This window comes from Rhizobium sp. NZLR1, assembly GCF_017357385.1.
Classification (GTDB): Bacteria; Pseudomonadota; Alphaproteobacteria; order Rhizobiales; family Rhizobiaceae; genus Rhizobium.
In genome coordinates this window covers 949,475-975,596 of the sequence record NZ_CP071632.1, presented here as the reverse complement: position 1 = coordinate 975,596, position 26,122 = coordinate 949,475, and the positions used below count along the sequence as shown (strand labels likewise).

At 61.2% G+C, this 26,122-nt stretch carries 26 protein-coding genes; 11 read left to right on the top strand and 15 right to left on the bottom strand.

Features of this window, described 5'->3' with window-relative positions; translation table 11 throughout:
• Positions 1–31 precede the first annotated feature (31 nt).
• Genes J3O30_RS04845 through moaB form a run of 3 tightly spaced genes read left to right on the top strand, consistent with a single transcriptional unit; the run spans position 32 to position 3,322 of the window.
• Positions 32–1,864, top strand: coding sequence for a tetratricopeptide repeat protein (locus J3O30_RS04845; protein ID WP_207583139.1), 1,833 nt, complete (start codon positions 32–34; stop codon positions 1,862–1,864).
• 10 nt (positions 1,865–1,874) lie between these two features.
• Entirely contained in the window at positions 1,875–2,771 is an 897-nt protein-coding gene (locus J3O30_RS04840) for a 4-(cytidine 5'-diphospho)-2-C-methyl-D-erythritol kinase (protein ID WP_207583138.1), read from the top strand.
• Positions 2,771–3,322 (top strand): molybdenum cofactor biosynthesis protein B, encoded by a 552-nt coding sequence (moaB, locus tag J3O30_RS04835; RefSeq protein ID WP_207583137.1) that lies wholly within the window; start codon positions 2,771–2,773, stop codon positions 3,320–3,322. Before J3O30_RS04840 ends, moaB begins: the two co-directional genes overlap by 1 nt.
• A gap of 82 nt (positions 3,323–3,404) precedes the next feature.
• On the opposite strand, the gene J3O30_RS04830 is transcribed toward moaB, so the two are convergent.
• Positions 3,405–3,719, bottom strand: coding sequence for a hypothetical protein (locus tag J3O30_RS04830; RefSeq protein ID WP_207583136.1), 315 nt, complete (start codon positions 3,717–3,719; stop codon positions 3,405–3,407).
• A 183-nt stretch (positions 3,720–3,902) separates the two neighbouring features.
• Positions 3,903–4,421: a glycosyltransferase family A protein gene (locus tag J3O30_RS04825; protein WP_207583135.1), complete on the bottom strand. Its 519-nt coding sequence runs from the start codon at positions 4,419–4,421 to the stop codon at positions 3,903–3,905.
• Between the two features lie 139 nt (positions 4,422–4,560).
• Here J3O30_RS04825 and J3O30_RS04820 point away from each other — a divergent pair, with 139 nt between their 5' ends.
• Together J3O30_RS04820 and J3O30_RS04815 are read left to right on the top strand one after the other, a co-directional pair.
• Positions 4,561–5,718, top strand: a complete 1,158-nt coding sequence (locus tag J3O30_RS04820) for a PA0069 family radical SAM protein (protein WP_207583134.1) — start codon at positions 4,561–4,563, stop codon at positions 5,716–5,718.
• A 326-nt stretch (positions 5,719–6,044) separates the two neighbouring features.
• Positions 6,045–6,734: a ribonuclease HII gene (locus J3O30_RS04815; protein WP_207583133.1), complete on the top strand. Its 690-nt coding sequence runs from the start codon at positions 6,045–6,047 to the stop codon at positions 6,732–6,734.
• 294 nt (positions 6,735–7,028) lie between these two features.
• On the opposite strand, the gene J3O30_RS04810 is transcribed toward J3O30_RS04815, so the two are convergent.
• The 13 genes from J3O30_RS04810 to J3O30_RS04750 form a co-directional block, all read right to left on the bottom strand.
• On the bottom strand, positions 7,029–7,520 hold the full coding sequence (locus J3O30_RS04810) for a F0F1 ATP synthase subunit B (protein WP_207583132.1): 492 nt from the start codon (positions 7,518–7,520) through the stop codon (positions 7,029–7,031).
• A gap of 3 nt (positions 7,521–7,523) precedes the next feature.
• Positions 7,524–8,147 (bottom strand): F0F1 ATP synthase subunit B, encoded by a 624-nt coding sequence (locus J3O30_RS04805; RefSeq protein ID WP_207583131.1) that lies wholly within the window; start codon positions 8,145–8,147, stop codon positions 7,524–7,526.
• A gap of 77 nt (positions 8,148–8,224) precedes the next feature.
• The gene (locus tag J3O30_RS04800) at positions 8,225–8,452 is read right to left on the bottom strand and encodes a F0F1 ATP synthase subunit C (RefSeq protein ID WP_207583130.1); all 228 of its coding nucleotides are present in this window, start codon (positions 8,450–8,452) and stop codon (positions 8,225–8,227) included.
• A gap of 68 nt (positions 8,453–8,520) precedes the next feature.
• Positions 8,521–9,273: a F0F1 ATP synthase subunit A gene (locus tag J3O30_RS04795; RefSeq protein WP_207583129.1), complete on the bottom strand. Its 753-nt coding sequence runs from the start codon at positions 9,271–9,273 to the stop codon at positions 8,521–8,523.
• A gap of 63 nt (positions 9,274–9,336) precedes the next feature.
• Positions 9,337–9,669 (bottom strand): AtpZ/AtpI family protein, encoded by a 333-nt coding sequence (locus tag J3O30_RS04790; protein WP_207583128.1) that lies wholly within the window; start codon positions 9,667–9,669, stop codon positions 9,337–9,339.
• Between the two features lie 271 nt (positions 9,670–9,940).
• Positions 9,941–11,134, bottom strand: coding sequence for a cell wall hydrolase (locus tag J3O30_RS04785; RefSeq protein WP_207583127.1), 1,194 nt, complete (start codon positions 11,132–11,134; stop codon positions 9,941–9,943).
• Positions 11,135–11,309: 175 nt separating this feature from the next.
• Complete coding sequence (locus J3O30_RS04780) at positions 11,310–12,248, bottom strand: IS110 family transposase (RefSeq protein ID WP_207580684.1); 939 nt, start codon at positions 12,246–12,248, stop codon at positions 11,310–11,312.
• Positions 12,249–12,646: 398 nt separating this feature from the next.
• Positions 12,647–14,545 carry a potassium transporter Kup gene (locus J3O30_RS04775; protein ID WP_207583126.1) on the bottom strand — a complete coding sequence of 633 codons (1,899 nt, stop codon included), beginning with the start codon at positions 14,543–14,545 and terminating at the stop codon, positions 12,647–12,649.
• Positions 14,546–14,563: 18 nt separating this feature from the next.
• The gene (locus tag J3O30_RS04770) at positions 14,564–15,541 is read right to left on the bottom strand and encodes a magnesium transporter CorA family protein (RefSeq protein WP_207583125.1); all 978 of its coding nucleotides are present in this window, start codon (positions 15,539–15,541) and stop codon (positions 14,564–14,566) included.
• A 477-nt stretch (positions 15,542–16,018) separates the two neighbouring features.
• Positions 16,019–17,200: an Mrp/NBP35 family ATP-binding protein gene (locus tag J3O30_RS04765; RefSeq protein WP_207583124.1), complete on the bottom strand. Its 1,182-nt coding sequence runs from the start codon at positions 17,198–17,200 to the stop codon at positions 16,019–16,021.
• Between the two features lie 24 nt (positions 17,201–17,224).
• Positions 17,225–17,581, bottom strand: coding sequence for a hypothetical protein (locus J3O30_RS04760; protein ID WP_207583123.1), 357 nt, complete (start codon positions 17,579–17,581; stop codon positions 17,225–17,227).
• A gap of 152 nt (positions 17,582–17,733) precedes the next feature.
• Positions 17,734–18,468: a LuxR family transcriptional regulator gene (locus J3O30_RS04755; protein WP_207583122.1), complete on the bottom strand. Its 735-nt coding sequence runs from the start codon at positions 18,466–18,468 to the stop codon at positions 17,734–17,736.
• Between the two features lie 281 nt (positions 18,469–18,749).
• Positions 18,750–19,547 carry an IclR family transcriptional regulator gene (locus J3O30_RS04750; RefSeq protein ID WP_207583121.1) on the bottom strand — a complete coding sequence of 266 codons (798 nt, stop codon included), beginning with the start codon at positions 19,545–19,547 and terminating at the stop codon, positions 18,750–18,752.
• Between the two features lie 108 nt (positions 19,548–19,655).
• Between J3O30_RS04750 and J3O30_RS04745 the strand changes: the two genes are divergently transcribed.
• The 6 genes from J3O30_RS04745 to J3O30_RS04720 all read left to right on the top strand — a co-directional run bounded on the left by J3O30_RS04745 (position 19,656) and on the right by J3O30_RS04720 (position 26,092).
• Complete coding sequence (locus tag J3O30_RS04745; protein WP_207583120.1) at positions 19,656–20,423, top strand: SDR family oxidoreductase; 768 nt, start codon at positions 19,656–19,658, stop codon at positions 20,421–20,423.
• The gene (locus tag J3O30_RS04740) at positions 20,423–21,337 is read left to right on the top strand and encodes a 2-dehydro-3-deoxygalactonokinase (protein ID WP_207583119.1); all 915 of its coding nucleotides are present in this window, start codon (positions 20,423–20,425) and stop codon (positions 21,335–21,337) included. Before J3O30_RS04745 ends, J3O30_RS04740 begins: the two co-directional genes overlap by 1 nt.
• 13 nt (positions 21,338–21,350) lie before the next feature.
• On the top strand, positions 21,351–21,983 hold the full coding sequence (locus J3O30_RS04735; protein WP_207583118.1) for a 2-dehydro-3-deoxy-6-phosphogalactonate aldolase: 633 nt from the start codon (positions 21,351–21,353) through the stop codon (positions 21,981–21,983).
• A 4-nt stretch (positions 21,984–21,987) separates the two neighbouring features.
• Positions 21,988–22,875 (top strand): SMP-30/gluconolactonase/LRE family protein, encoded by an 888-nt coding sequence (locus J3O30_RS04730; RefSeq protein ID WP_207583117.1) that lies wholly within the window; start codon positions 21,988–21,990, stop codon positions 22,873–22,875.
• 227 nt (positions 22,876–23,102) lie between these two features.
• Positions 23,103–23,711, top strand: coding sequence for a PRC-barrel domain-containing protein (locus tag J3O30_RS04725; RefSeq protein ID WP_207583116.1), 609 nt, complete (start codon positions 23,103–23,105; stop codon positions 23,709–23,711).
• A gap of 1,310 nt (positions 23,712–25,021) precedes the next feature.
• Entirely contained in the window at positions 25,022–26,092 is a 1,071-nt protein-coding gene (locus tag J3O30_RS04720; protein ID WP_246762717.1) for a phosphotransferase, read from the top strand.
• Positions 26,093–26,122 lie beyond the last annotated feature (30 nt).

The following is a 26,122-nucleotide window of genomic DNA, read 5'->3' as shown; positions in this document are numbered from 1 at the left end:
TGTCGGGACGCTGTCGAAGAAAGGTTTCCTAATGCGGCAGAGAATTGCCATCCGTCTTCTTACGAGCGCAGCGCTTGCCGCTGTCCTTTCGCTGGGCGGCGTCGGCGGTGTCAACGCCGAGGATGCGGCCAAGGCGAGTGAAGCCGGAACAACCGACAGCTTCGATGCCGATAGCGTTACCACTTTCTCCGGCGCCTTCCTCGCGGCGCGCACGGCCGATGTCGACCATGACTATGAAACGGCGATCGAACTCTACAAGAAGGCGCTGCAGATCGAGCCCGGCAATCCCGAGATCCGCCAGCGGCTGATGATCTCGCTACTGCTCAATGGCGACATCAAGGACGGCGTCAAATATGCCAACGACCTGAAGGGCGATCCGTCCGTCGAGCGCATTACCACGATCGTGCGCGGTATGGATGCCGTGCGCCGTGATGACTACAAGACCGCCGAGACCATCCTCAAATATAACGGGCCGAACGATCTCGATCGGATGATGAACGACCTGCTGCTCGCCTGGGCTCGCGTCGGCGCCGGCCGCGGCAAGGAAGCGCTCGTCATGGTCGAGAAGATGAAGGGGCCGGACTGGGTCGGCATCTTCCAGAATTATAATGCAGGCGCGATCGCCATCACCACCGGCGACGTGAAATCCGCCCGAAAGCATCTGAACGATGCCGTGCTCGACAAGGAGGGAGGTGCGACGGCGCCCGACACCTTCATGCGCGCAGTGATGGCACTTGCACGCCTCGAGGCAATACAAGGCAATAAGCAGAAGGCGCTCGACGCCGTCTCCGTCGGCGACAATCTGCTGCCGAACTATGCGCCGTTGAACGCGCTGCGCGCCAGTATCGAAAAAGACGAAAAGCAGGAACAGCAGGTCAAGACGGCCGAAGAAGGGGCCGCCGGCGTGCTGTTTTCGGTCGGCGGCGCGCTGAACCGCGACGGCGCCGAGGATATCGTCTCGCTTTACCTGCAGACCGCCAATGCGCTCGACCCGAACAGCGCCGATACGCTGGTGCTGCTCGGCGGCATCGCCGAGAAGCAGAACCAGATGGACCGCGCCATCGCGCTCTACAAGAAGGTGCCGGAGAATTCGCCGATGCGGCGCATCTCCGAACTGCAACTCGGCCTCGCCCTTGCCCAGGGCGGCAAGGTAGACGAGGCGCGCAAGCACCTGCAGGCGCTGATCGCCTCCGACCCGAAGGATATCCGCAGCTACCTCGCCTATGGCAGCGTGCTCTCCGACGCCAAGGACTACGAGGCGATGGCGGCCAATTACGACAAGGCCGTCGAAGCGATCGGTCCGATTCCCGGCCGTGCCAACTGGAGCGTCTTCTTCCAGCGCGGCATCGCCTATGAGCGGCTGAAGAAGTGGGACCAGGCGGAACCGAACTTCCGCAAGGCCCTGGAGCTCAATCCCGACCAGCCGCAGGTGCTGAACTATCTCGGCTACTCCTGGATCGACATGAACCGGAACCTCGACGAAGGTCTCGGCATGATCAAGAAGGCCGTCGACCTTCGCCCAGACGATGGCTACATCATCGATTCGCTCGGCTGGGCCTATTTCCGCCTCAACCGCTTCGACGACGCCGTCGACGAACTGGAACGGGCAGCACAGATCAAGGCCGGCGACGCCACGATCAACGACCATCTCGGCGATGCCTATTGGCGCGTCGGCCGCAAGCTCGAAGCCGTTTATCAGTGGAACCGGGCGCTCGCCTCCGAACCCGAAGCCGCCGAGGTCCCGAAGATCAAGGAAAAGGTCGCCAACGGCCTGCCTGCCGCCAGCGACGATGCCAAAGCGGCCGACAAGAAGCAGCCGGATCCGGCACCGGTCACCCCGCCGCCGGTCGACAAGAAATCCTGACGGGCGAGACATGCCTGACGAGGGCATATCAGGCGCTTTCAGTGTCACCGAAGAGGCTCGCGCGAAGATCAACCTCGCTTTGCATGTGACGGGCCAGCGGGCAGATGGTTATCATCTGCTCGATATGCTGGTCACTTTCGCAGATTGCGGCGATCGGCTGAGCTTCTTGCGCGCGCCGGCCGACGCGTTCTCCCTGTCGGGCCGTTTCGGCGAGACGCTTGCCGGCGACGGCGAAGCCAATCTGGTGCTGCGGGCGCGTGATTTGTTGCGCGCGGCGGTCGGCCCCCTCGCCTTCCCCGTTCACATCCACTTGGAAAAGAACCTGCCGATCGCCTCCGGCATCGGCGGCGGCTCAGCCGATGCGGCCGCGACGCTACGCGGGCTGATGCGGCTCTGGGAGACGACCTTGCCCGTGGAGACGCTCGCGCCCTTGGCGCTGCAGCTCGGCGCCGACGTGCCGATGTGCCTTGAGAGCCGGCCGCTGATTGCCCACGGCATCGGTGAACAGATCGAAGCCGTGCCGGATCTGCCCGCGTTTGCCATGGTGCTCGCCAACCCGCTGAAGGGTGTCTCGACGCCCAAGGTTTTCCGCCGACTGGCGACAAAGAACAATCCGGCTCTGAACCTCGCTCCGGGTCTTCGTGGGGCTACCGGCTGGCTCGCGGCGATTGGCGCTGCCCGTAACGACCTGGAGCCGCCTGCGCGCGATCTCGTGCCTGAGATTGCGGCAATCTCGGCGATGCTGCAGGCGCGCGGCGCGCTTTTGGCTCGCATGTCCGGTTCCGGCGCCACCTGTTTCGGGATCTTTGCCAGCATGACGGCCGCGCAAGATGCGGCGGCAGCTCTTCACGCCGAGCGGCCCGACTGGTATTTTCAGGTAACGGAAACGGTTTCAGGAGGCATGTGATGGCTGGTCTGGAAGAAAAGCGGCCCTTCATCGCCGTCGGCATCGCGATTCTCACAGTTTCGGATACGCGCACTCCGGAGACGGACAAGTCAGGCGACACGCTGGCGGAGCGAATTACCGAGGCGGGCCACAGGCTGGTCGACCGAGCGATCGTGCCTGACGATCGGGAGAAAATTGCAGCCCGGGTGAAGGCCTGGACCGAACGGGACGAGATCGACGTCGTCATCACCACCGGCGGCACCGGCTTCACCGGCCGCGATGTGACGCCTGAGGCGCTGGAACCTTTGTTCGAAAAGCGCATGGACGGCTTTTCCGCCATCTTCCACCACATCTCCTATGAGAAGATCGGCACGGCGACGATCCAGTCGCGCGCTACGGCAGGCGTTGCAAACGCCACCTTCATCTTCGCGCTGCCGGGCTCGCCCGGCGCCTGCCGGGATGCCTGGGACGGCATTTTGAAAGGGCAGCTCGACTACCGCAGCGCGCCGTGCAATTTCGTCGAAATCATGCCGCGTCTGGACGAGCATTTGAAACGCGGCGCGGCGAAATAATGCATGTCGCCCGGGAGTGTGCCGCGGTTCCGGGATACCGACATTCATAAAACAACTAAAGCGGGCCGCGCTTTTGAATTCGCTATATGGCAAGGCCCGGCAAAGCGGGCATCGTTTCCCAGCTATCACCCGACAGCAGGATGCAGCTGATGCCATGAACATCCGTGACGACGAGCGTCCAGGTTCCGCTTTCGGCGGCATAGACCTCGAGAACGGCGTTCTGGTTGACCAGGCCGACTGCCGTCAGCTTTTCAGCGAAGTTCCTGTCAAGGAAATTGACGACGTCGGATCGGCCTGCGCAACTGAGCATCGTCTGCGATGCTGCCGAATGCGGATGCGCGATCATCAATGTCGGCAATATGACGGCCAGCAGGCCGTAGACCATACCGTGTGCCATGACGCACCTCCTTTCGCCGGGACCCCGGCAGAAGAGGAGATTTTCGCTGACCTGTTCTGCCGTCCACCGGCATTCCATGGCCATCCGTTGCGAAGCGAGGCGCTTCGGCGGCGCCATCGACGAATTATAGCGCAAAATTCCATTGGGCGCCATCTTTGCGCGATGACGGGAGGAGCGCGAATATTACCGCGCGGCTCTGGCGACCCAGGAGGGAATCAGTTCGCTCGCGAGCTTGCGTGGTTTCTGACCCTTGGCGAACTCAGCAAGGCGCATGCCGCTATGGGCAGCGGCGAGCGCCTGTTTCTTCGGCATCAGCAAACCAAGCTCCAGCGGCGGCACGGCGCGGCCGAGGCGGCGGAGGAACGGGCGCCGGTAGCCGCGCGAGGCGGTGAAACGCGCCGGCAGCTTGTTCAGCGCGACATATTCGGCGATCTCGTCGATCCAGCCGGCCTGGGGTCTGGCGCCCGGCTCGACGAAAAGCAGCCATTCGCCGCGGGCCGAGCGGACGATGTCCTTGATATCCCACTGCGAATGAAAACGGCAGCCGGCGGCGTCGGCGACCCGCGAGGTGCCGTCGCGCGAGCCGTGATCAAGCACGACCACATCGCTGACGAGCCCCTCCACCGCGCCTGCCACCAATACCGATAGGGTCTGCGCCAGCTCAGATTCCTGATCCTGACATTCGAGAACAACCGTCAACATTGCCTATTCATAATGCGCCGCACAAAATTTTGCCAGCGGCGTTTTCCGCATTTTGTTCTTGCATTGTTCTTGTTTTGCGGATAGGAATTTAATCATCAAAACGGGCGGGAGCGATGGCTTTCCGTCACGGGAGAATCCGATGAGAGAGCAGTCCCTGGCAGGGCAGGCCGCATTCGCGCCTGCCAACACAGCAGATATTGCCGATGCGATGATGGTGTCTTCCGGCCTGCGGATCGAGGTCGATCGGCGGCGCGGGCGTGGGGCGGGACTGAACCCGACCGGGCGGTTCGAGGCGCTGCAGCGGGAAACCATCGATGACGGCTGGCAGACGCTGGAAGAGCTTCCGCCGTTCAAGACCGACGTGCAGATCGAGAAACCCCGCACGGCCATCACCCGCAACGAATCGCCGGATATTCCCTTCGACCGTTCGATTAATCCCTATCGTGGCTGCGAACATGGCTGCATCTATTGTTTCGCCCGGCCGACACATGCCTATATGGGGCTCTCGGCGGGGCTCGATTTCGAGACGAAGCTCTTTGCCAAGCCGGATGCGGCAAAACTGCTGGAGCGGGAACTCGCCAAGCCGGGTTATAAGGTGCGGGCGATCGCGATCGGCACCAATACCGACCCCTATCAGCCGATCGAGAAGGAGTGGCGCGTCATGCGCGGCATTCTTGAGGTCTTGAACAAGGCGAACCATCCGGTATCGATCGTCACCAAGTCGGCGATGATCCTGAGGGATCTCGATATTCTGCAGGATATGGCGGCGAAGAACCTGGTGCGCGTCGGCATCTCCGTGACCACGCTCGACCGCAAGCTTGCCCGGACGATGGAGCCTCGCGCCGCCACGCCGCCGCGCCGGCTGGAGACCATTCACACGCTGTCGGAAGCAGGCATCCAGACGGCTGTGATGGCCGCCCCGCTGATCCCGGCGCTGAACGATCACGAGCTGGAACGCATCCTCGAATCGGCCAAGGCTGCCGGCGCAGCCGAGGCGAGTTATGTCATCCTGAGGCTGCCGCTCGAGGTCAGCCCGCTGTTTCGCGACTGGCTGCTGCAGCACTACCCCGATCGTTACCGGCATGTGATGTCGCTGGTGCGCTCGATGCGCGGCGGCAAGGATTATGATGCCGAATTCGGCAAACGTATGAAGGGCGCCGGTCCCTATGCCTGGCAGATCGCCCGGCGCTTTGAAATGGCGGCAAGACGTTTCGGCCTGACGCGACGCGGCATGCCATTGCGCGACGACCTGTTCGTGCCGCCTGATGGTAGCGGCGTGCAACTGTCACTGCTGTAACCGTTTGTTTTACGCAATTCTGGGCAACAGCGCTTCGCGCTTTGCCCCGGGGAAAACCGCAAGGCACTTTTCCTGGAATTGACCTGACTTTTTACGCAATTCTTGGCAAAGGCGCTTCGCGCCTTGCCTGGGAAAACCGCAAGGCACTTTTCCTGCAATTGCTTGAAGCTTGCGCATCGGCCCATCGAGAAACCGCCCTGTTTTCGAGCTCCGAGCGCAATTCCCGCGGATGGGCCTGACCGCCACCATCCGCCGGACCCGGTCCCCGACCGCCGCCCTGATCGGGGACTTGCGGGCAATCGGGTTGGCGTGCGAGGTTCAGCCGCATGAAACCTCGCACGCCACCCGATTCTCCGCTGCTTTTCCAAGCGGTTCCGCTGGTGCCGGATTTCCGGCTGGAGCTCAAAGCCCGCAAGGCCGGCCACTGGCCGGTCGCCGGCGCCGACGAGGCAGGCCGCGGGCCACTGGCCGGGCCGGTCGTCGCAGCCGCCGTCATCCTCGATCCGAAGCGCATCCCTGAGGGTCTGAAGGATTCCAAGCAGCTTTCGGCGCAACGGCGCGAGGAGTTGTTCGTGCAGATCCTGGCGACCGCCACCGTCTCCATCGCCTCCTCCAGCTCGACCCGCATCGACGAGACCGATATCCGCAAGGCGAGCCTCGACGCCATGCGCCGCGCTATCTGCGGCCTCGCCATTCCGGCAAGCTACGTGCTGACCGACGGGCTAGACGTGCCGCCCGGCCTCGATTGCCCAGGGCAGGCTGTGGTCAAGGGTGATGCCCGTTCAGTCTCGATCGCTGCCGCCTCGATCGTCGCCAAGGTAACGCGCGACCGGATGATGGCCCGGGTCCATCGGGTGTTTCCGGACTACGGCTTTGCCGCCCATGTGGGATACGGCACGGCGCAGCACCGCGCCGGTATCGAAAAACATGGCCCCTGCTCCCTGCACCGGATGAGTTTTCGGCCGCTGCGCAAGGTCGAGGATGGTCCTGAGATGGACGAGCTGATTTCCGAATAGGCCTGATCAAAAGAAAAGACCTTGGCCTCCGGACTGTCGAGCGCTTGCCCCTCATCCACTGCCGGCACCTCTCCCCGCTCGCGGAGCGAAGGGACAAGCCGCACCCGCTTCCTTAACCTCAAAGCCGCGTTTGGCACGTTCCCTCGCCTCGTTTACTGGTAGAGAGTTAGGGTGAGGAGCAGTCTTCGGCGCCAAGCCGACAGCCGTGGCGCACAGCTTGGGATAGATAAAAACGTCTGCCAACAAGAAAGGCCGGGACATGCCCGGCCTTCGATCTCAATCTTTTCGAAGCGCTCAGTTGAGCCGCGTCTTGACCTGGCCGACGGCATTGCCGAAGAGTTCGGACTGGACCTTGGCGTCGGCCTGCTTGGCAAGCACCGTTTCGGCGGCGGCGATTGCGAGATCGACGGCAGCGGAACGCACCGCCTTGATCGCCTCGGCCTCGGCCTGCTTGATCTTCTGCTCGGAAACCGCCGTGCGATTGGCGACGAATTCTTCCGTCTTCATCTTCGCCTCAGTGGTCAGCATTTCGGCTTCGCGCTCGGCAGCGGCTACGATGTGGGCAGCTTCGGCTTCCGCTTCCTTGCGCTTGCGCTGGTATTCGGCGAGCAGGTGCTGGGCCTCCTCGCGCAGGCGCTTGGCTTCGGCCAATTCGTTGCGAATCTGGTCGGCACGGTCGTCGAGCGACCTTGCCATCATGCCCGGAACCTTCAGATAAACCACCAGGGCCAGGAAGAGGACGAGGCCGACAAAGGCGAAGAAAGTCGCGTCAAAGGCAAATTCCATCGATCAAGCCTCCTTCTTGGCCGCCGCGACGGCAGCGGCAACATCGGCCTTGGCTACGGTGCCGCCGATCAGCTGATCGACCACGGCAGCCGCGGTTTCCTCGGCAATGGTGCCGACGTCGGCAAAGGCCTTGGCCTTGATCTCGCCGATGCGGAGCTCGGCAGCCTTGATCTTTTCCGACAGGCTCGCCTCGACAGCGCGGCGATCCTCTTCGGCCTTGGCCTTGGCGGCATCGCGTGCGGCAGCGCCGATCGCGTTGGATTTGGCGCGGGCAGCGGCCAGTTCACCTTCATAGGTCCGGACGGCAGCGTCGGCTTCCGCCTTCAGGCGGCCTGCTTCTTCCAGATCCTGGGAAAGGCGCGTGTGACGCTGATCGAGGATCGCCCCGATGCGCGGCGCGATGACCTTTTGCATGAGCAAATAGAAGACGCCGAACGTGATCACCAGCCAGAGCAGCTGAGACGCGAAGGTCGTCGAATCGAAAGGCGGGAAAGGGCCGCGGGCGTGTCCGCCTTCGGCAACACCGGTCTCGGTATGGACCTCGCCTGCGGCCGGAGCGGCATGCGCATCCGTACCCGTCGCTGCCGCCGGTGCTTCTTCAGCGTAAGCCGGGGTCACAAAAAACATTCTCACCTCCAGGTGGACTGCAAATGCAAAGGATCACGGCTTGCGGTCGCAGGCCGTGATCCATCTATTCGCCGATATCAGACGGCGAAGAGGAGGAGGAGAGCGATGAGCAGCGAGAAGATGCCCAGAGCTTCCGTAACGGCGAAACCGAATACCAGACGGCCGAACTGGGCGTCAGCGGCAGACGGATTGCGCAGTGCGCCGGAGAGGTAGCTGCCGAAAATATTGCCGAGGCCGAGAGCCGTACCGGCCATACCAAAGCAAGCCAGGCCTGCACCGATGTACTTTGCTGCTTCCGCTTCCATGTTGAACTCCTTTGAAATGGTTGTTGCGGCGAATGACTGACGCCCTCGAGACGTCGATGTCGTTATCCTTAGTGCCCGCCCGGATGGATTGCGTCGTTGAGGTACATGCAAGTCAGCACCGCGAAGACGTAAGCCTGAAGGAAGGCGACGAGGAACTCGAGACCGGTCAGGGCGACGGTCATGATGAGGGGAAGAACGGCGCCGCCGACACCGAGAGCACCCAGGGTTCCAAGCGAGGCGACGAAGCCTGCGAACACTTTGAGCGTGATGTGACCAGCGAGCATGTTGGCGAAAAGACGAACCGAGAGTGAAATCGGCCGCGACAGGAAGGAAATGATTTCAATCGTCACCACCAGCGGCAACAGCGCGACCGGCACGCCCTGCGGCACGAAGAGATTGAAGAAGCGGAAGCCGTGCTTATAAAAACCGTAGACGACGACGGTGCCGATGACGAGCAGGGCAAGGGCGAAGGTCACGATGATCTGGCTCGTCACCGTGAAGAAATACGGGAACATGCCAAGCAGGTTCGCCGTCAGCACGAACATGAAGAGCGAGAAGACCAGCGGGAAGAATTTCATTCCCTGCTTGCCCGCGCCTTCCTTCAGCATGTTGGCGATGAATTCATAGGACATTTCCGCGACCGACTGCGAACGGCCCGGCACGATGGCACGGTTTGAGGTCGCGAAATAAAGGAAGCCGACGGCAACGGCAGCGGAAGCGGCCATGAAGAGCGATGCATTGGTGAACGAAAAATCAATTCCGCCGATTTCGATCGGCACAATCTTCTGGATCAGGAACTGATGAGTCGGATCGTTAGACACCGCTTGTTCTCTCTCTTTGGCCCGCAGGACGCGGGGTCATTGCACTGGACCGGAACCCGGTCCCTATTTCTTGTCGTCGTCCAGGGGATGGGCCACCACCCCCGCAGAACGCAGCACGTTCAGAACGCCGGCACAGAATCCGAGAAGCAGAAGAACAATCATCCCCCAAGGCGCCGTGCCAACAAAACGGTCGAAGACATAGCCAAGGACGGCACCGACGACGATGGCGGAAATGAACTCGCTGGAAAGCTTCATCGCCTGGGCATAACCTTTGCGGCTTACCTCGGCACGGGCTTCCCTGGCCTCGTCCTTCCCCGTCTCGACACGCTTGGTCGCGAGTTTCGCTTCCAGTTGCGTACGGCGCTTTTCAAGACTTTCCTCGCGGTCGTCCGCCATGGATCTCTCCTCGCTTGCCCGTTGCCCGCACTCCCGCTACCCCGGTCATTCGGACCCCGGACGCGAAGGGTGAGACCCTTCCGGCCCGTTCTGAAGTCGCGCGCAACATAGTTTTAGGGATTAGCATAGTCAAGGCGTAGACAGCTTCTGTCCAGCGAGAAAATAATTTCATCGAATCAAAGAGATAAACCGATTTTGGGTCGATCGCTTAAATTCGATGGAAAGAATCCGCTTTTGAGCCCGGTAAATCAGCTTGTGCAGGCGATTTATCTCAGCTCCAGCCGCCGCCATAGGTGCGATAGAAGACGTGAAGACCGATGCGGCCGACCTTTTCCATGGTCTTTGCCCATTTCGGCCTGACATAGACGGCATGGTAATGAGTCGCCGAGCCCACCTGCGGCAGCCAGATTTTGCCGGCGGTCACCGCCATCGCCACATCGCGAGCCATCCGCCAGTGGTATTCCGAGTTCACCCGGTCCTTGATGCTGTCGCAGGCGAAGGAAAACTGGCAGCGGTTGCGCCAATCTTCGTTCTGGTAGACGACGCCGCAGATGGTTTTCGGATAGGAAGGGTTGCGGACGCGGTTGAGGATGACCTGGGCGACTGCCGCCTGGCCCTTCACCGATTCCCCACGCGCCTCGAAATAGATGCCGGAGGCAAGGCACTGCTGTTCGCGGGCGGAAAAGACGCTCGGCGCCAATATGCTTGCGGCCCAGGCATGGTCGCGCGGGCCGATCTCCGGAACGAAGCGGCCGCTGTCCTGCTCGGTCAGTATGGAATCGAAGGGCGACTGGCGGGAATAGTCGGGTGCGGCCGGCCCATAGGCAGTGGCAAGCACATCGGCCTTGTCGCTGGTGACGAGGCTTGCAAGCATCGCCGGCACGCCATCATCGGTCACCACCGGCAGCTTCTTATAGAAAGATGTGGCGATCTCGATTTCTTTGCCCTGGATCTTCGGCTTGACGAAGGCCGACCTGTCCTTGAGATCGAAGCTCGGGGTGAACAGCATCTTGGTGCGCTCGAGGATAGAGCCGGCGGAAAAGTCCTTCGGCGGCTGCATCCTCTCGACGGCGACGACGCGGCCCTTCTTGGTGGCGCGGTTGACGCGATCCTCGTCCGGCGTGTCCTCGTGGCCCTTGTCCTTGGCGGTGCCCTTGTCTTTGGCAGTGAAAGCAACCTTGCGGCCATCGGGAAGCACCATGCCGGCCCCTGACGAGATCGTGCCTGTCACCGTCGGGTCGGCGAAGGCAAGTTCGGCCTGATGGATGGAACCGGCCGGCGAATTGGTCAGCACCATGCGCCAGTTCCCACCCTCATGATCGAGGCCGGCAAGCATGGCGGCGAGATCGGCATGGGACGTGACGCTCGGGAAGATCAGCCAGCAGGCAAGCCCGAAGATCATCGGCGATACCCAGTTCTCGGGGAAAAGACGCAGCTTGCTACGGGAAGAGCTCTTTCGACGCAAAACCAACTCCGGCAATGGAACGCGGGATCATTCCATCGAAAATCTCTCATTAACCTTGACGTCGGGTTAACGGGCCGTACCGGAATGTGGCTATGGCCGAGGTCAGGCTTGCTCTCTCTTCTCCCCAGCGGGGAGAAGGTGGCCCGAAGGGTCGGATGAGCGACTATCTGGGCTGTCAAGTTGCATGTTCGAATTCTCTTCGCGCATCTCGTGCTTTTGCATTGAGAATGACCAGGAGTTTTCGGGCGAGCGCGATGCGGATGACCATTTTCGGTTTGCCCTGGCTTTGCAACCTTTGCTGGAATGCCGCCAGATGCGGATTGTGTCGGGCTGCGATGGCGCCAACCAGGAACAGAATGGCGCGTGGTCCGGAGCGCCCGCCGCGCACCGGCCGATGTCCGCTGCGTTTGCCGCTGTCGTTGGCAATCGGCGCAAGGCCGGCCAGCTTGGCGATCGCCTTGTTGGAGATCCGGCCGATCTCAGGCAATTCGGCCATCAGCCGGGCAACGGTACGGTTGGCCACGCCCTTGATCGAGCGAAAGGCCTGGTTGAGGCAGGCCCAGAGCGGATCGTCATCGATCATCGAGGCAATCTCGCCTTCGAGGGTGCGGCTCTGGCGCACCAGAAGCGCGATCACCTCGTTGAGGCTTGCCACGCTCTGATGATCGCGGGCCGCACTGCGGCGCTGCCTCTGGACGGTCAGGTCACTCGTGACCTGGGACAGCCGCGCCATCAGCGCCGACAGCCGCATCTGCGCGGCTTTCGGCGGCGGCAGGGCAGCCAGCCGCTTGGTTTCGGCATAATGGGCGATCATCGCCGCATCGATGCGGTCGGTCTTTTCCAGAAAGCCCATGGCTTCGGCAAACCGGCGCACATGGCGCGGATTAGCCAAGGCGCAGGCGATCCCCATCTCCCACAACAACAGGAAGGCCGTCCGCTCGTAACCGCCGGAAGCCTCCATGACGACGAGCTCGACATTCTCGGCCCGGCAAAGATCGGCCAGCGCGCCGATGCCGGTGGCGTCATTGCTGAAACGCTCAAACGTCCCGGACGGGCGGATAGACGCATCCAGCCAGTCCTTCGAAACATCCACTCCACATATAACTCTGTTCACGGTAACCTGCCTTGTGCGTGCGATTGGAACCAAGCGACTATTCGGTCGTACGTGACGATGACGAAGATCCCAGGCTCATCCACGGTTGTAACCAGAGGGGGAACGGGCGACTTCGTCACGCCTCTGGCCGGGTGGCCACCCGGCCAGAGGCTCAATCGCTTCCATCGCACAAAATCTCTAACGTGCAGATACAAGGAGCCCAAACGGCACGCCCTTCATTGCCCTTCGCTTGCGCGACGAGCATTCGCGGCTTTGCCGCTCACCCCCTCGTCTGCCTGCCGGCATCTTCTCCCCGCTGGGGAGAAGGGGAATCGTGGCACCGTCAAGCGTCGCCTGTGGAACGCCGCTTGTGCCTTGCTACCTGGCTCGCCACAGGAGAAACTAACAGCTCCCACCCATCAAATTATAACATGAGACCCCAGTTCCACCACGCGGTTGGCCGGCAGGCGGAAGTAGTCGGAGGGGTTGGCGGCGGCGTTGGCCAGCGCGATGTAGAGCCGGTCCTGCCAGTAAGGCATGCCCGACTTGGCGTCCGGCACCAGCTTGCGGCGGCCGAGATAGAAGGAGGTCGACATGATATCGAACTTCAGTCCCGTCTTGCGCAACGTCGCCAAGGCCTGCGAGACGTTCTGCGATTCCATGAAGCCGAAGAGCAGTTCGACGCGGGAGAAGCGCTCGGAAATCTGCTCGACCTTGTAGCGGTCCTGGCTTGGGACGCGCGGCTTGTTGACGGTGCGGATCGTCAGGATGACGTTGCGGTCGTGAAGCACATGGTTGTGCTTGAGATTGTGCAGCAAGGCGGCGGGGGCCGATTCCGGATCGCTGGTCAGGAAGATCGCGGTGCCCGGAACCTGGGCCGGCGAATGGTCGCTTTTGCGCTCGATCGAGCTTACGAAGGAGGCGAGCGGAATATCGGTGTGGCGGGTCTTTTCCATCAGGATCGCGGTGCCGCGGCGCCAGGTCCACATGACGACGGTAAAGGCCGTGGCGATCAGGATCGGGATATAGCCGCCGTCGTGGATCTTCAGAAGGTTGGCGCCGAGGAAGATCAATTCGAGCACGACCAGCGGCGCGAGCGCGATCACCGCAACCGGAAGCGACCAGTTCCAGCGGGCGCGAACGAATTCGAAGGCCATGATCGAGGTGACGACCATGGCACCGGTGACGGAGATGCCATAGGCGGTCGCCAGCGCGTCCGACGTCTTGAAACTCAGGACCAGGAAGATGACGCCGATGAACAGCACGGCATTGACCGAAGGAAGGAAGATCTGGCCGGTATTGGTTTCCGAGGTGAAGAGGATTTCCATGCGCGGCAGGAAGCCGAGGTTAATGCCCTGACGCACCAGCGAGAAGGCACCGGTGATGACGGCCTGGCTGGCAATGATCGTCGCGGCGGTCGCCAGGATGACGACCGGCAGCAGCGCCCATTGCGGAAACATCAGATAGAAGGGATCGGACATCGTCTCCGGCTTGCCGAGCACGAGGGCGCCCTGCCCGAGATAGTTCAGCGTCAGCGACGGAAACACCAGCGCAAACCAGGCCCATTGAATTGGCCGGCGGCCGAAATGGCCGAGATCGGCATAAAGCGCCTCGGCGCCCGTCACCGTCAGGAAGACGGCGCCAAGCACGACGACACCGTAGAAGCCCTCATGCAGCAGGAAGCTGACGGCATAATAGGGATTGAAGGCGGCGAGGATGCCGAAATCGTCCGAGATATGGGAAATGCCGGCGGCGGCGATGACGATGAACCAGACGGCGGTGATCGGGCCGAAGAACCTGGCGACGGCACCGGTGCCGCGCGATTGCACGACGAAAAGCAGCGCCAGGATCACCACCGAGATCGGCACGATATATTCCGAGAGCCTCGGTGTGACGAGCTTCAGGCCTTCGACGGCCGAAAGCACCGAAAGCGCCGGCGTGATCATCGCATCGCCGAGGAAGAGGGCAGCACCCATCAGGCCGAGCAGCATCAGTATGGCGGTATGGCCATTGGCGGTCTTCATCAGAAGGGCAAGCAGCGACAGCGTGCCGCCCTCCCCCTCGTTGTCGGCGCGCAGCAGGAAGAGCACATATTTGATGGTGACGATGATCGTCAGCGCCCAGATCATCAGCGAAATCAGGCTGATGACCTCGAAGCGGGTGAGGCCGTCATGGGCCACGGGCTTCAGCGCCTCGCGAAAGGCATAGAGCGGGCTGGTGCCGATATCGCCATAGACGACGCCGACGGAACCCAGCGTCAGATAGAACAGCTTTTTCGGCGTCATCTGGGATTCGTTCGGATGGCTCTCTTCAGACATGAAGTTGCAACAGGCTCCTCAGAGCCAGCCTTTCCAGCGAAAAAAGAAAAAGGGGATGACGGCGGAGACCACCATCAGAGCCAGCGAATAGGGATAACCCGCGGCCCAGGCCAGCTCCGGCATGACCTGAAAATTCATTCCATAGACGGAGGCGACCAATGTCGGCGGCAAGAACACCACCGAGGCGATCGAGAAAATCTTGATGATCGAATTCTGCTCGATGTTGATCAGACCGAGCGACGCGTCGAGCAGGAAGGTGATGTTGCCTGCGACGAAGGAGGCATGCTCCGACAGCGACTGGATATCGCGCGAGACGGTGCGGCAGAGCTCCTTCGCCTCACGGTCCTGCTGGATCGCCGGGATCGTGTGAAAGAAGGTAAGCAGGCGGGAAAGCGAACCGAGGCTGTCGCGCACCTTGCTGATCATCCGGTGATGGCCGGCGATATCCCGCAACTTCTCCTCGAGGTAGTTCGAGGGCTTGCGCGTTTTCTTCGCCCGGTCGCCGAAGACATGCATCGACAGGATGTCGAGGCGCAAGATCGAAACCTCGAGGATTTCGGCGGTGCGGTCGACGATCGTCTCCAACAGCTTGGCGAGAAGGGCAGCACCGCTGCGCCAGTTTTCCGGCAGCCGGTGAAGGGCGGCGATGAACAGCGCAAAGGATTTTGGATGGGCGTAGCGGATGGTGACCAGCCGGTTTCCGGCCAGGATGAAGGCGACATCGGTCAGCGTCGGGGCCTCGGTATCAGCCTTCCAGAGAAGCGAGCCGGTCATGAAGACGGCATCGTTTTCGACATAGAGGCGGGCGGAAGGCTCGATATCCTTGAGGTCGTCACGGGTCGGAACCTCAATGCCGAGAACCTTCTCGACATAGAGTTCCTCGTCGCGGGTCGGCTCGATCATGTCGATCCATACGACATCCCCAGGAAAGGATGTGGCATGCGACAGATCGCGGATCTCGACCGACGTGCAATTGGAACAGTAAGCGGTGATCACCGGCAGCCTCTCCGATGCTCACGACGCTTCGCGGCCATTGCGCTTTTCATCGAAAGCCTTTCCATGCGGCCGCCAGCGCGGCAACGCGACGGTCGCTCGTGTGCGTCGCTCGAAGCGACAGCGGATCAAGAAAGTTCATACAACTCCGGCTGCATGCAACCTCAACGGCCAGCATGCGCATTGTGCTCCACCGCATCGCAGCTACCAATCCTTCGATCGACAAGACAACTCCGAACTTGCAGGCGAGGCGACCCTTCGAAAACGAAGATGGCCGTCATTGAGCATCTGCAGCAAACGCCATCATGGCGCCGCGGCATATGAAGCAAAGCCATGCAATAATCAAGACATCTTCCGTGATCCGCGGCTTTTCACCACGTTTCCCTCGCAATTTCGGGTATCCGCCGCGGTGATTCGAGGTTCGAAAGTCTCTGTTTTGCGCGCGCCTCGAGCTGCTGCACACTTTTTGATGGACGAGGCTTATTCGAAGACGATCGCCGGAGCAGGACGCTGCGGCTGGCCACTGACCTGTTCCCAGACCTTGGTGGCGATGCCGCGATAGATGCCGGCGACGACGCCATTCGGCTCGGAGGCGACGAGCGGCGTGCCGGCGTCGGAGGTTTCACGGATGTTCATCGTCAGCGGCACTTCGCCGAGGAAGGGCACGCCGATGCGCTCGGCCTCCTTGCGGGCCCCGCCATGGCCGAAGATGTCGTAGCGGGTGCCGGTATCGGGCGCGATGAAATAGCTCATGTTTTCGACGATGCCGAGCACAGGCACCTCGACCTTGCGGAACATGTTGAGGCCCTTGCGGGCATCGATCAACGCCAGATCCTGCGGCGTGGAGACGATGACGGCACCGGCAAGCGGCACCTGCTGGGCCATGGTCAGCTGCGCGTCGCCGGTGCCGGGCGGCATGTCGACAACGAGCACGTCGAGTTCACCCCAGGCGACTTCGCGCAGCATCTGCAGCAGTGCCGACTGGACCATCGGGCCACGCCAGATCATGGCCGTCTCCTCGTCGACGAGGAAACCCATCGACATGACCTTGAGGCCGTAATTCTCCATCGGATTGATGATGCGGCCGTCGATCTGCGTCGGACGGCCGGATATTTTTAAGAGCCGCGGCATCGAGGGACCGTAGATATCGGCATCGAGAATGCCGACACGGAGGCCATTGGCAAGCAGCCCGAGCGCCAGGTTGACGGCGGTGGTCGACTTGCCAACTCCCCCTTTACCCGAGGCGACGGCGATGATGGCGCCGATGCCGGGAACGCCGATCTTGCCGGCCCGCGGCGGCTGTTGCGGGGCATGGGCGTGGCCCCGGTGTTCATGTTGGTGATCATGTTGATGATCATGGCCGTGCGGCGGGTTCGGTACTGGGCGGGCAGCCGGAGCGGCGGCGGCGGCCTTCTTATCGGCGGTCAGTGTGACGAGCGCGCCCTTGACACCCGGCATTGCTTTGACGACGCGCTCAGCGGCGAGCCGCATAGGCTCCAGCTCCTTGGCGCGATCAGCCGGAACGGTGATGGAGAAATAGACCTTGCCGTCGGAGATGAAGACGTCGGAAACCATGCCGAGCTCGACGATATCGTGCTCGAGATCCGGTCCACGCACGGTCTTCAGCGTTTCGAGAACCTGTTCCTTGGTGACGTCGGTCATTCCACCCTCACTGCTTCTTCTCGATCACAGATAGTGGAGGCGGACGCCTTCGCCAAACAAAATCATCGCAGGGAAAATCGATTTGCCGGCCAGCAAAAAAAGCGCGGGGAGAATCGGCGATCCGTTGCGGCCATCAAGTCCGCCGGGCTTTCGCCCTGATGGCCGCAACGGTCTCCCCGAGAACCGGCGCAATCCGGGGCGAACTAGCGCAAGCCGACAAAAAGGCCAGAAAAAAACGAAGGGGAAAGGCCAGATCACCACAAGCTGCGATGCAAGCGGTGCCAAAACGCAACAACCGCCGCCGACACCGAAGGCTAGGAAAAGCGGCATCGGCGTCGGGCAGCGGCGTGTCGGCCACGCCATTTGCTGGCGCTGGTCCAAGTCCCCTCTGGGCCTTTGGCAAAAGAGATGCAGAAAGCGTGCCAGACGGAAATCGGGCGGAAATGGCACAAAAGCGGCCTGAAGACGGCGACAACGGCAAGGAAATGCCCAAGCGCTGGGCGTCGGCGAAACCATGCCGTGCTTTTTGCAACTTATTTGATCAGGCCGATGCGCAGCGCCTTGGCAACCGCCTGGGTCCGGTTGACCGTGTCGAGCTTCTTGGTGGCGCGGTTGAGGTAGTGATTGACTGTGTGCTCGGAGAGAGTGAGGATTTCGGCGATTTCCGCACTGGTCTTGCCCGCCGCCGTCCAGTTGAGGCAGTCGATTTCCCGGTCGGTCAGCGTGTCCGTCATGCGCGTATCGAGGTTACGGATCTCGGCGAGCCTGTCGTAGACATGGATAGAGATGTAGCAGAGTTCACGCATCTCCGCCGGGCTGAAAGGCTCGCGGTCGCCGGTGAAAGAGATGGCGCCGCGCAGGCCGGATGGCTCATGCGTCGGAAAATAGGCGCCGCGCATCATCCTGAACCGTTCGAACAGCGTGGTGACGAGGCCGGACTTGCCGTCGTCCCGCGACCAGTTCTGGCGCGACATGTCGTAGGAGAAAGGCCGCGCCGATGTTCTGAGGCGTCTCAGAACCGGGCTGTTCACCAACAGGCCCTCCTGGTCGTAAAGGGCCAGAAACTCGGCCGGCCAGCTGGTGATGACGGTGCTGCCCTGGATATCCAGGGATGTGATCGGCGGCAGATTGAGAACCATGAAGGCGCGGCTGCGATAGGCTTCGGTCACGCGTTTCAGGAACCGGAAAATATCAAACTGGGTCTTCAGGCCGGCTATTTCGTTGATGTAGTCGTCGTCTTCCGGGGATGTTTGCGACAAGGGTGCCATCACATTTCTTCATCTTCGGCGCTGCGGCCGGTTCGATTGCATCGGAGAATGACGATCGCTTGGATCAAACGGAATCGGCCTCGGCATGCAGCGTTCGGCCGGCAAGTGGTTAATCGATTTCGCAGACTATTTGCAGTTGTCGTGATTCGCCGGCAAATCTCAATATCGCCCTCATCATAAGCATGCTCTCAGATCGCATTCGGCAAGGGGCGGAGGGCAATTTATTCTTCACTCCAACATGATGTCGTCCGAATACCGCTCACACTTTTCGGCATCGTGCTCTAGCGGCGGGGGCCGAGCCGGATGCGCATGTCTTCCATGATCCTCCCAGCCGCCAACTGAACCGGAACGGCCCATTGACGCAGAAGTTCCATCGACAAGCGGTAGGCCGGGCCGGTGATCGAAATGCCGCCGACAAAGGTTCGGTCCTGCGACCAGACGGGTGCGGCAACGCAGCGGATGCCGGCTTCATGCTCCTCGCGGTCGAAAGCATAGCCCTGGTCGGCAATCTCGCGGATTTCGGCCAGCAGCGTTTCGGCTGAGACATGGGTCGAGGCGGTAAAGCTGGTGAAGCTCAGGCCGGTGAGGAGATCGACGAGGCTTTCGGCCGGAAGCAGCGAAAGCGCGGCCTTGCCGACACCGGTGCAGTAGCAGGGCGAGGCATTGCCGATCTGCGAATACATGCGCACCGGCTGACGGCCGTCGACCTTATCGAGATAGATGATCGACTGACCCCTGAGGACACCGAGATGCACCGTCTCACCGGTCGCCTGCTGCAGATCGGAAAGGTGCGGCTCGGCAATCAGCCGGAATTCGTTGCGCGCCCAGCTGCGCGCGGCGAAGTCGAGCAGGCGCAGGCCGGGCGCATAACGGCCGTCGCCATCAAGTTCAAGCAGGCCTTCCTCCAGCAGATGGCTCAGTTGGCGATGCAATGTGCCGCGCGGCTGGCCGGCAAGGGCCAGGATATCGGTGAAACGCAGCGGCGCATCCGCATGGGTGACGAGATCGAGCAGAACCATCAGTTTGCCGAGCGTGCCGGTCTCGCGTGCCCGTGCTGCGCTCTCGCCGTTTGAATTCATCGCCTCATCCACCCTTGACAGAAAGGCCAGCGTAAACCGATAATTCCATATAGTCAAATTAAGTTCCAAATAATGGAACGGCGGCAAACTCGGGAGGAGACGGTGACCATGATGCCAGCAGCACAATTTCCCGAGTTCAAAGAACGAGCCGTGCTGGTGACCGGCGGCGGATCGGGCATAGGTGCTGCGATCGTCGAAGGTTTCGCCCGCCAAGGCGCCAAGGTCGCGTTCATCGACATCGCCGAGGCGGCAGGCCGCGAGCTCGCCGAACGGCTATCGCGGGAGACGACCCATCCGGTCTCCTTCTACCATGCCGACCTGCGCGACATCGAGGCGATCCGGCGCACGGTCGACACCGTCGTCGCAAGTTCAGGGCCGATCCGGGTGCTGGTCAACAATGCCGCGTGGGACGACCGTCATGATTTCGACGCGGTAACCGAGGCCTATTGGGACAACAACCAGGCGGTCAACTTGCGGCATGTATTCTTCGCCTCGCAGGCGGTGGCGCCGTCGATGCGGGCGGCCGGCGGTGGGGCGATCATCAATATGTCGTCGATCGCCTTCAAACTGAACATGGGCGGCTTTCCCTCCTACGCGGCGGCGAAGGCTGCGGTCGTCGGGCTGACAAAGAGCATGGCGGGCAGGCTCGGGCCGGAGAACATCCGGGTCAACTGCATCCTGCCCGGCATGGTCGTCACCGAACGGCAGATGCAGCTCTGGCTGACGGAGGAGAGCATTGCGCGCTCCGTCGAGCAGCAGTGCCTGAAAATACCCCTCCAGGCCGACGCGATCGTCGGCCCCTGCCTGTTTCTTGCATCCGACTGTGCTGCGGGAATGACCGCCCAGTCCCTGATTGTCGATGGAGGCGTTCTGTAATGGCAAATCCCGCTTATGTCGCGGTGGACTGGGGCACCAGCAGTTTCCGGCTCTGGCTGATCGCCAGGGACGGCAGCATCCTTGCCGAGCGCCGAAGCGGCGAAGGCATGACGAGCGCTGTAAAAACCGGCTTTTCAGCCGTGCTATCAGGCCATCTCACCGCCGTCGAGGCGCCGGAAAACCTGCCGGTGATCGTCTGCGGCATGGCCGGCGCCCGGCAGGGCTGGGTCGAGGCCGGTTATATCGACGTGCCGGCCCCGCTCACCTCGATCCTGACCGCGGCAGTCTCCGTGCCTGGCGAAAGCCGCGACGTCCGCATCCTGCCGGGCCTTGCCCAGCGGGATAAGGCGACGCCCGACGTCATGCGCGGCGAGGAAACCCAGCTTCTCGGCGCACTCGATACCGCAAGCTCGGGCGCGCAGGCGGTCTGCATGCCCGGCACCCATTCGAAATGGGTGCATGTCAGGGATAGCAAGGTCACCGGCTTTTCGACCTTCATGACCGGCGAGCTGTTCGACGTCATCAGCAAACACACGATCCTTTCGCATGCGGTTGCCGGTGCGGGAGAGCAGCCGGCGGACACGGCGGCCTTCGAGGCGGCGGTATCGGCGGCCTTCCAGCGTCCAGCACTTGCCTCCAACCTGCTGTTTACCGCCCGCTCGGGCCAGCTTCTGCACGGCATATCTGCCGCTGCCGCGCAAGCCCGGCTTTCCGGCACGCTGATCGGTCTCGAAATCGCCGGCGCGCTGCAGGATGCCGCCAACTCAGACATCACCCTCGTCGCTTCCGGACGCCTGCAGGCGCTCTACGAACAGGCGTTCAGAACACTCTCCCTTACCTTCACCGCCATCGATGCGGACGCCGCCGTGCGCCGCGGGCTTTCGGCCGCTGCCGAAACCATCTGGCCGAATTGAGAAAGCTGACACGATGAACCGTATCCCCTTCCCCGACATGAAGCGCCCGCTGATCGCCATCCTTCGCGGCATCCGGCCTGACGAGATCGAGAGCATCGTCGGCGCCTTGATCGATAATGGCTTGACGGCGATCGAGATCCCGCTCAACTCGCCGGAGCCGTTCAAATCCATCGAGATCGCCGCGAAGATGGCGCCGGCCGAGGTGCTGATCGGCGCCGGCACGGTGCTGACGGTCGAGGCGGTCGACAGCCTGTATGCCGCCGGCGGTAAGCTGCTGGTCACACCGAATGTCGAGCCCGAGGTGATCATCCGGGCCCGCGACTACGGCATGGTGACGATGCCGGGTGTGTTTACGCCGACCGAGGCGCTGGCCGCCGCGCGCGCCGGCGCCACCGGTCTCAAATTCTTTCCGGCCAGCGTGCTCGGTCCATCCGGCATCACGGCGATCCGGGCCATCCTGCCGCCGGAACTGGTGATTGCCGCCGTCGGCGGCGTATCGGACAAGAATTTCGGCGATTACACCAAGGCTGGCATCTTCTCCTTCGGCCTCGGCACCAGCCTCTACAAGCCGGGAATGACCGCGGCAGAGGTTGCCGAGCGCGCCAAGGCGACCATTTACGCCTATGATGCAGCCATTGGAGCGTGAACGTATGACCGATATCTACGAGTTCGAGGGCAAGACCCTTTGCAACACCAATTCCGTTCTCGGCGAAGGCCCGACCTATGATCCGGACAGCAATACCGTCTGGTGGTTCAACATCCTCGGCAAGGAACTGCACGAGCTCAATCTTTCGACGAGCGCGAAAAAGGTGCATCCGCTGCCTGCCATGGCCAGCGTGCTTGCCCGTATCGACGCCGGACGGCAGCTGATCGCGACCGAAGAAGGGCTTTTCGTCCGCGATGTGGCCAGCGGCGGCCTCACCTTCTACGCTGCGCTCGAAAACGACAGGCCGGAAAACCGTTCGAACGACGGCCGCACCCATCCCTCCGGTGCGCTCTGGATCGGCACGATGAGCAAGCGGGCGGAAAACCAGGCCGGCGCCATCTATCATGTCGCTAGCGGCAAGGTGACGAAGATCTTCAACGGCATCAGCATCCCGAATTCGATCTGCTTCTCGCCTGACGGCACGATCGGCTATTATACGGATTCGCGCCTCAACCGGCTGATGCGCGTCATGGTCGATCCGCAGACCGGCCTGCCCTCGGGCGAACCGATCGTACTGGTCGACAGCGCCAACGAGCCCGGCGATATCGACGGCTCGGTGGTCGATGCCGACGGGTATATCTGGAATTCGCGCTGGGGCGCCGGCGTCGTCGACCGTTACAATCCCGATGGCCTGCGCATCTCGCGCTACAAGGTTCCCGCCGTCCAGCCCTCTTGCCCTGCCTTCATCGGCGTCAACGCCGATCGGCTGGCGGTAACGACCGCCTGGGAGGGGCTGGACGAGGATGCCCGTTCTGCGCAGCCCAGCGCCGGCGCGCTGCTGGAACTCGGCATCGACGTCAAAGGCGTGTTCGATCCGGTCTATGTGATCTGAACATCGGATCATCTGAATTTGCTTGCCAGAGGCGCTCCCGACCGGGGCGCCTTTTCTCATTTCGGCTGCCGCCTCTTGAGAAATGTTCCGTGAAAATCGAGAAATTTTCCGTGTTTTCAACCGGAACCAATCGGCGCACCAGTCATTTTACCTTCGAACCGGCGCGGCAATGACACAGATATTGCCGGGTCAGCGACTACTCCAGGAAAAATGAAGGTAGGTTCGAAATGACACGCAAACTCTTGACGACCGTTGCCGCTGGCGCACTGTTTGCCACGGCTTTCGCACCGGCGGCATTCTCGCAGGCGGCCCCGCAACCGGCGGATCCAGCCGCTCCGACGCAGGCAGCGCCTGCCGATCCGACAGCCCCGAAGCCGCCGATCACCCCTGATGTCACCAAGCCCGCAGGCGATGCCGCACAGGCTCCTGCCGCAGCACCGACGGCAGACACGGCTCAGGCCGGTTATATCACGGAGCAGGCTCCGGACCAGGTCAGCGCCAACACCTATATCGGCCAGTCGGTCTATAACGGCAAAAATGAAAGCATCGGCAGCGTCAACGATCTGATCCTCAAGAAGGACGGCGGCTTCGTTGCGGCGATCATCGGCGTCGGCGGCTTCCTCGGCATCGGCGAAAAGAATGTCGCCGTGCCGATGGAAAAAATCACCGTCGCTCAGAACACCCAGGACGGCAGCGTCAAGCTGACGACTAGCGAAACGGCTGAATCGCTGAAGGCCGCACCTGAGTTCAAGACGCTGGCCATGCAGTCAGCTGAAAAGGCCCCGGCGGCGACCGGTACCGATACCACGGCCACCGGCTCGACGACCGCCAAGTGAGCCAGGGCCAACTAAACTCGGGCCAAATACACTACTTGGCCCAAGTACCCGCGAGGGTCGTATAGCGTAGGCGATGGTGCTCCTATGGGCGCCATCGTTTTTTTTGCTGTGCCATCGCTTAGAACAGGATTCAGATTTTAGGGTCGGTCGGCCAATAATCAGAATCCTGTTCTAAACTAGAGAGTTAGAGCATGATGTCGCCCAAAAACCGCTCACACTTTTCGGCATCATGCTCTTTAGCGAACTCGTCCCCTCCGGTCCGGATCCCATCAAGGCGTGCGACATTGGACCACCCTCAATCCGATGTTGCCGGGACGCGCTTATTGGTTCTTCGGCAAGTGCATTTGCGCGTTCACTTCGCGCTGACAGCGCAAGTGTTTCGCACCTCGCACCTTGGCTTTTCAAAATCAGCTCGATTTTCTTTCGGACAAACCATTGGAGAATAGCAACAGTAAGTTCTTGTGGCTGTTCAAAGGGCAGGAGATGGCCTGCATCTTCGATAACCGAAACCTCGGCATCTGTGAAAAGTTTGGCAATCTCCTCGTTTGAAGCGCGAGAGGATAAGTGATCTTCGCTTCCGCGACGGCGCGCCAAGTACGAGCATCGGACATGATCCTCGGAATGGTTACGAGTGTTGTCATAGCTTGATTAACCTCATCGATCCTGGAAGGGGTCGGGGGGCGCCCTGCGTTGCAGCAAGTTTATGACGACTACAGATTATTAGGCTCAATCAAACAAGAACCTGATGGTCCTCCCGACCCATCTCATCCTAGATCCTGCTCGTTCTCGTGCGCGGCTATGTACATGGGCCACCACGATGGCGGGGGAACCAGCAGCCCGTTAGCAGTATCGCGTCGATATCGGGGGCATTTTCGGCAATTCCCTCAGCCAGGAGAGCATGTGCTAGCAGTGGGGTTTCCGCTTGTCACCATCTCGACGTCGGGGCTGCGGGCGGCGAGGCACGCGACGATTAACCGGGCCGGCGAGCGTCATGATAACTTTTTCCCTCTTGCTCGATCAAGCAGAATACGATTATGTATACAATGTTGACTACAACACGCAATGGTCCTAATCGGCATTTTGAACCGGGTTGAGATTTGGTTCAGAGGATGGCGCAGTCCGGAGATTCTCAATCTGGACGACCGCGGAGACGCTTGTCGAACGCTTTAGGCGGTGAGATGTACGATCCGGAGTTGTTGAGTTGGTTTTTGGCGAGGGGATAGTCGCCAGGCGCCCGACTGCGGTGTTTCGACATTGCTGAAAGCACCGTATCGGCCAGACGCCGCACCAGGAACAGAATAGGGTCCGCGTTGAAAAAAATTTCAAAAACAGGTGTGCTCGGTGCCGAACTGGAAACTGCTTCCATCCCCGTGCCGCGCCATCAAGCTCAACAACTTGCTCGCGACCATTACGGCCTCTCTGGCCGCGCGGAATGGCTGTGGGGTGAAAAGGACAGCAATTACCGCCTGATGCTTGAGGACGGCACTGCCTATCTTTTGAAAATCCTCAACCCTGCAGAGGATCCTCTCGTCACCTCCATGCATAGCATGGCGCTTTTACATGTGGAGGGAGTGGACCCCGGAATTCCTTCCCAGCGTGTCGTCCGCACACGTGACGGTGCCGCGGATTTTCGCTTTGTGACGGACGACGGCAACGAACGCGGTGTGCGCATGGTCACCTTCGCGCCCGGCGTTGCACAACGGACCGCGCCACAGTCTCCTCTACAGCGCCGGCGGGTTGGCGCGCTGCTCGGACGTTTGCAAAAGGCCTTGAAGAGCTTTTCACATGAGGCTGCCTCCCACCGTATCACCTGGGATTTGAAACATGCGATAGGGATGCGCGAAGTCCTGCCGACGTTTGCTGATATACATCAGCGGAAACGCCTCGAAAATGCGATCGATGAGTTCGAGACGATGATTGTGCCGGTCATGGACTCGTTACAGGCACAGGTAATCCACAACGACTTTAATATGGAAAACATTCTTGTCGATACGACGACGCCCGATACAATCACTGGCATCATCGATTTTGGTGACATGGTGCACGCGCCCACGCTTTTCGACTTCGGCGTCGCTGCTGCTTACCAGATCGGGGATGAACCCGATCCGGTAGAGGCGATATGCGATCTTATCAGGGGGTATCGCAGAGAATGTTTCCTGTCCGACACTGAAGTCGACCTTGTCTACACGGTAGCGGTCATGCGGTTAGTGATGCGGCTTTGCATTCCGAAGTGGCGCGCGCGGCTGTTTCCCGAGCATGCTCAACGCTTTACAACCCAAAGCGCCAGCGTTTGGGCCCAACTGGCGCGTCTTGATGCAATTCCGAGGACTGTCGCTAGTGAAAGACTGCGCGCGGCCAATCGACAAGGATCAAGAGAATGAAAAGACCCGTTTCCACCAAGCCGAGTGCGG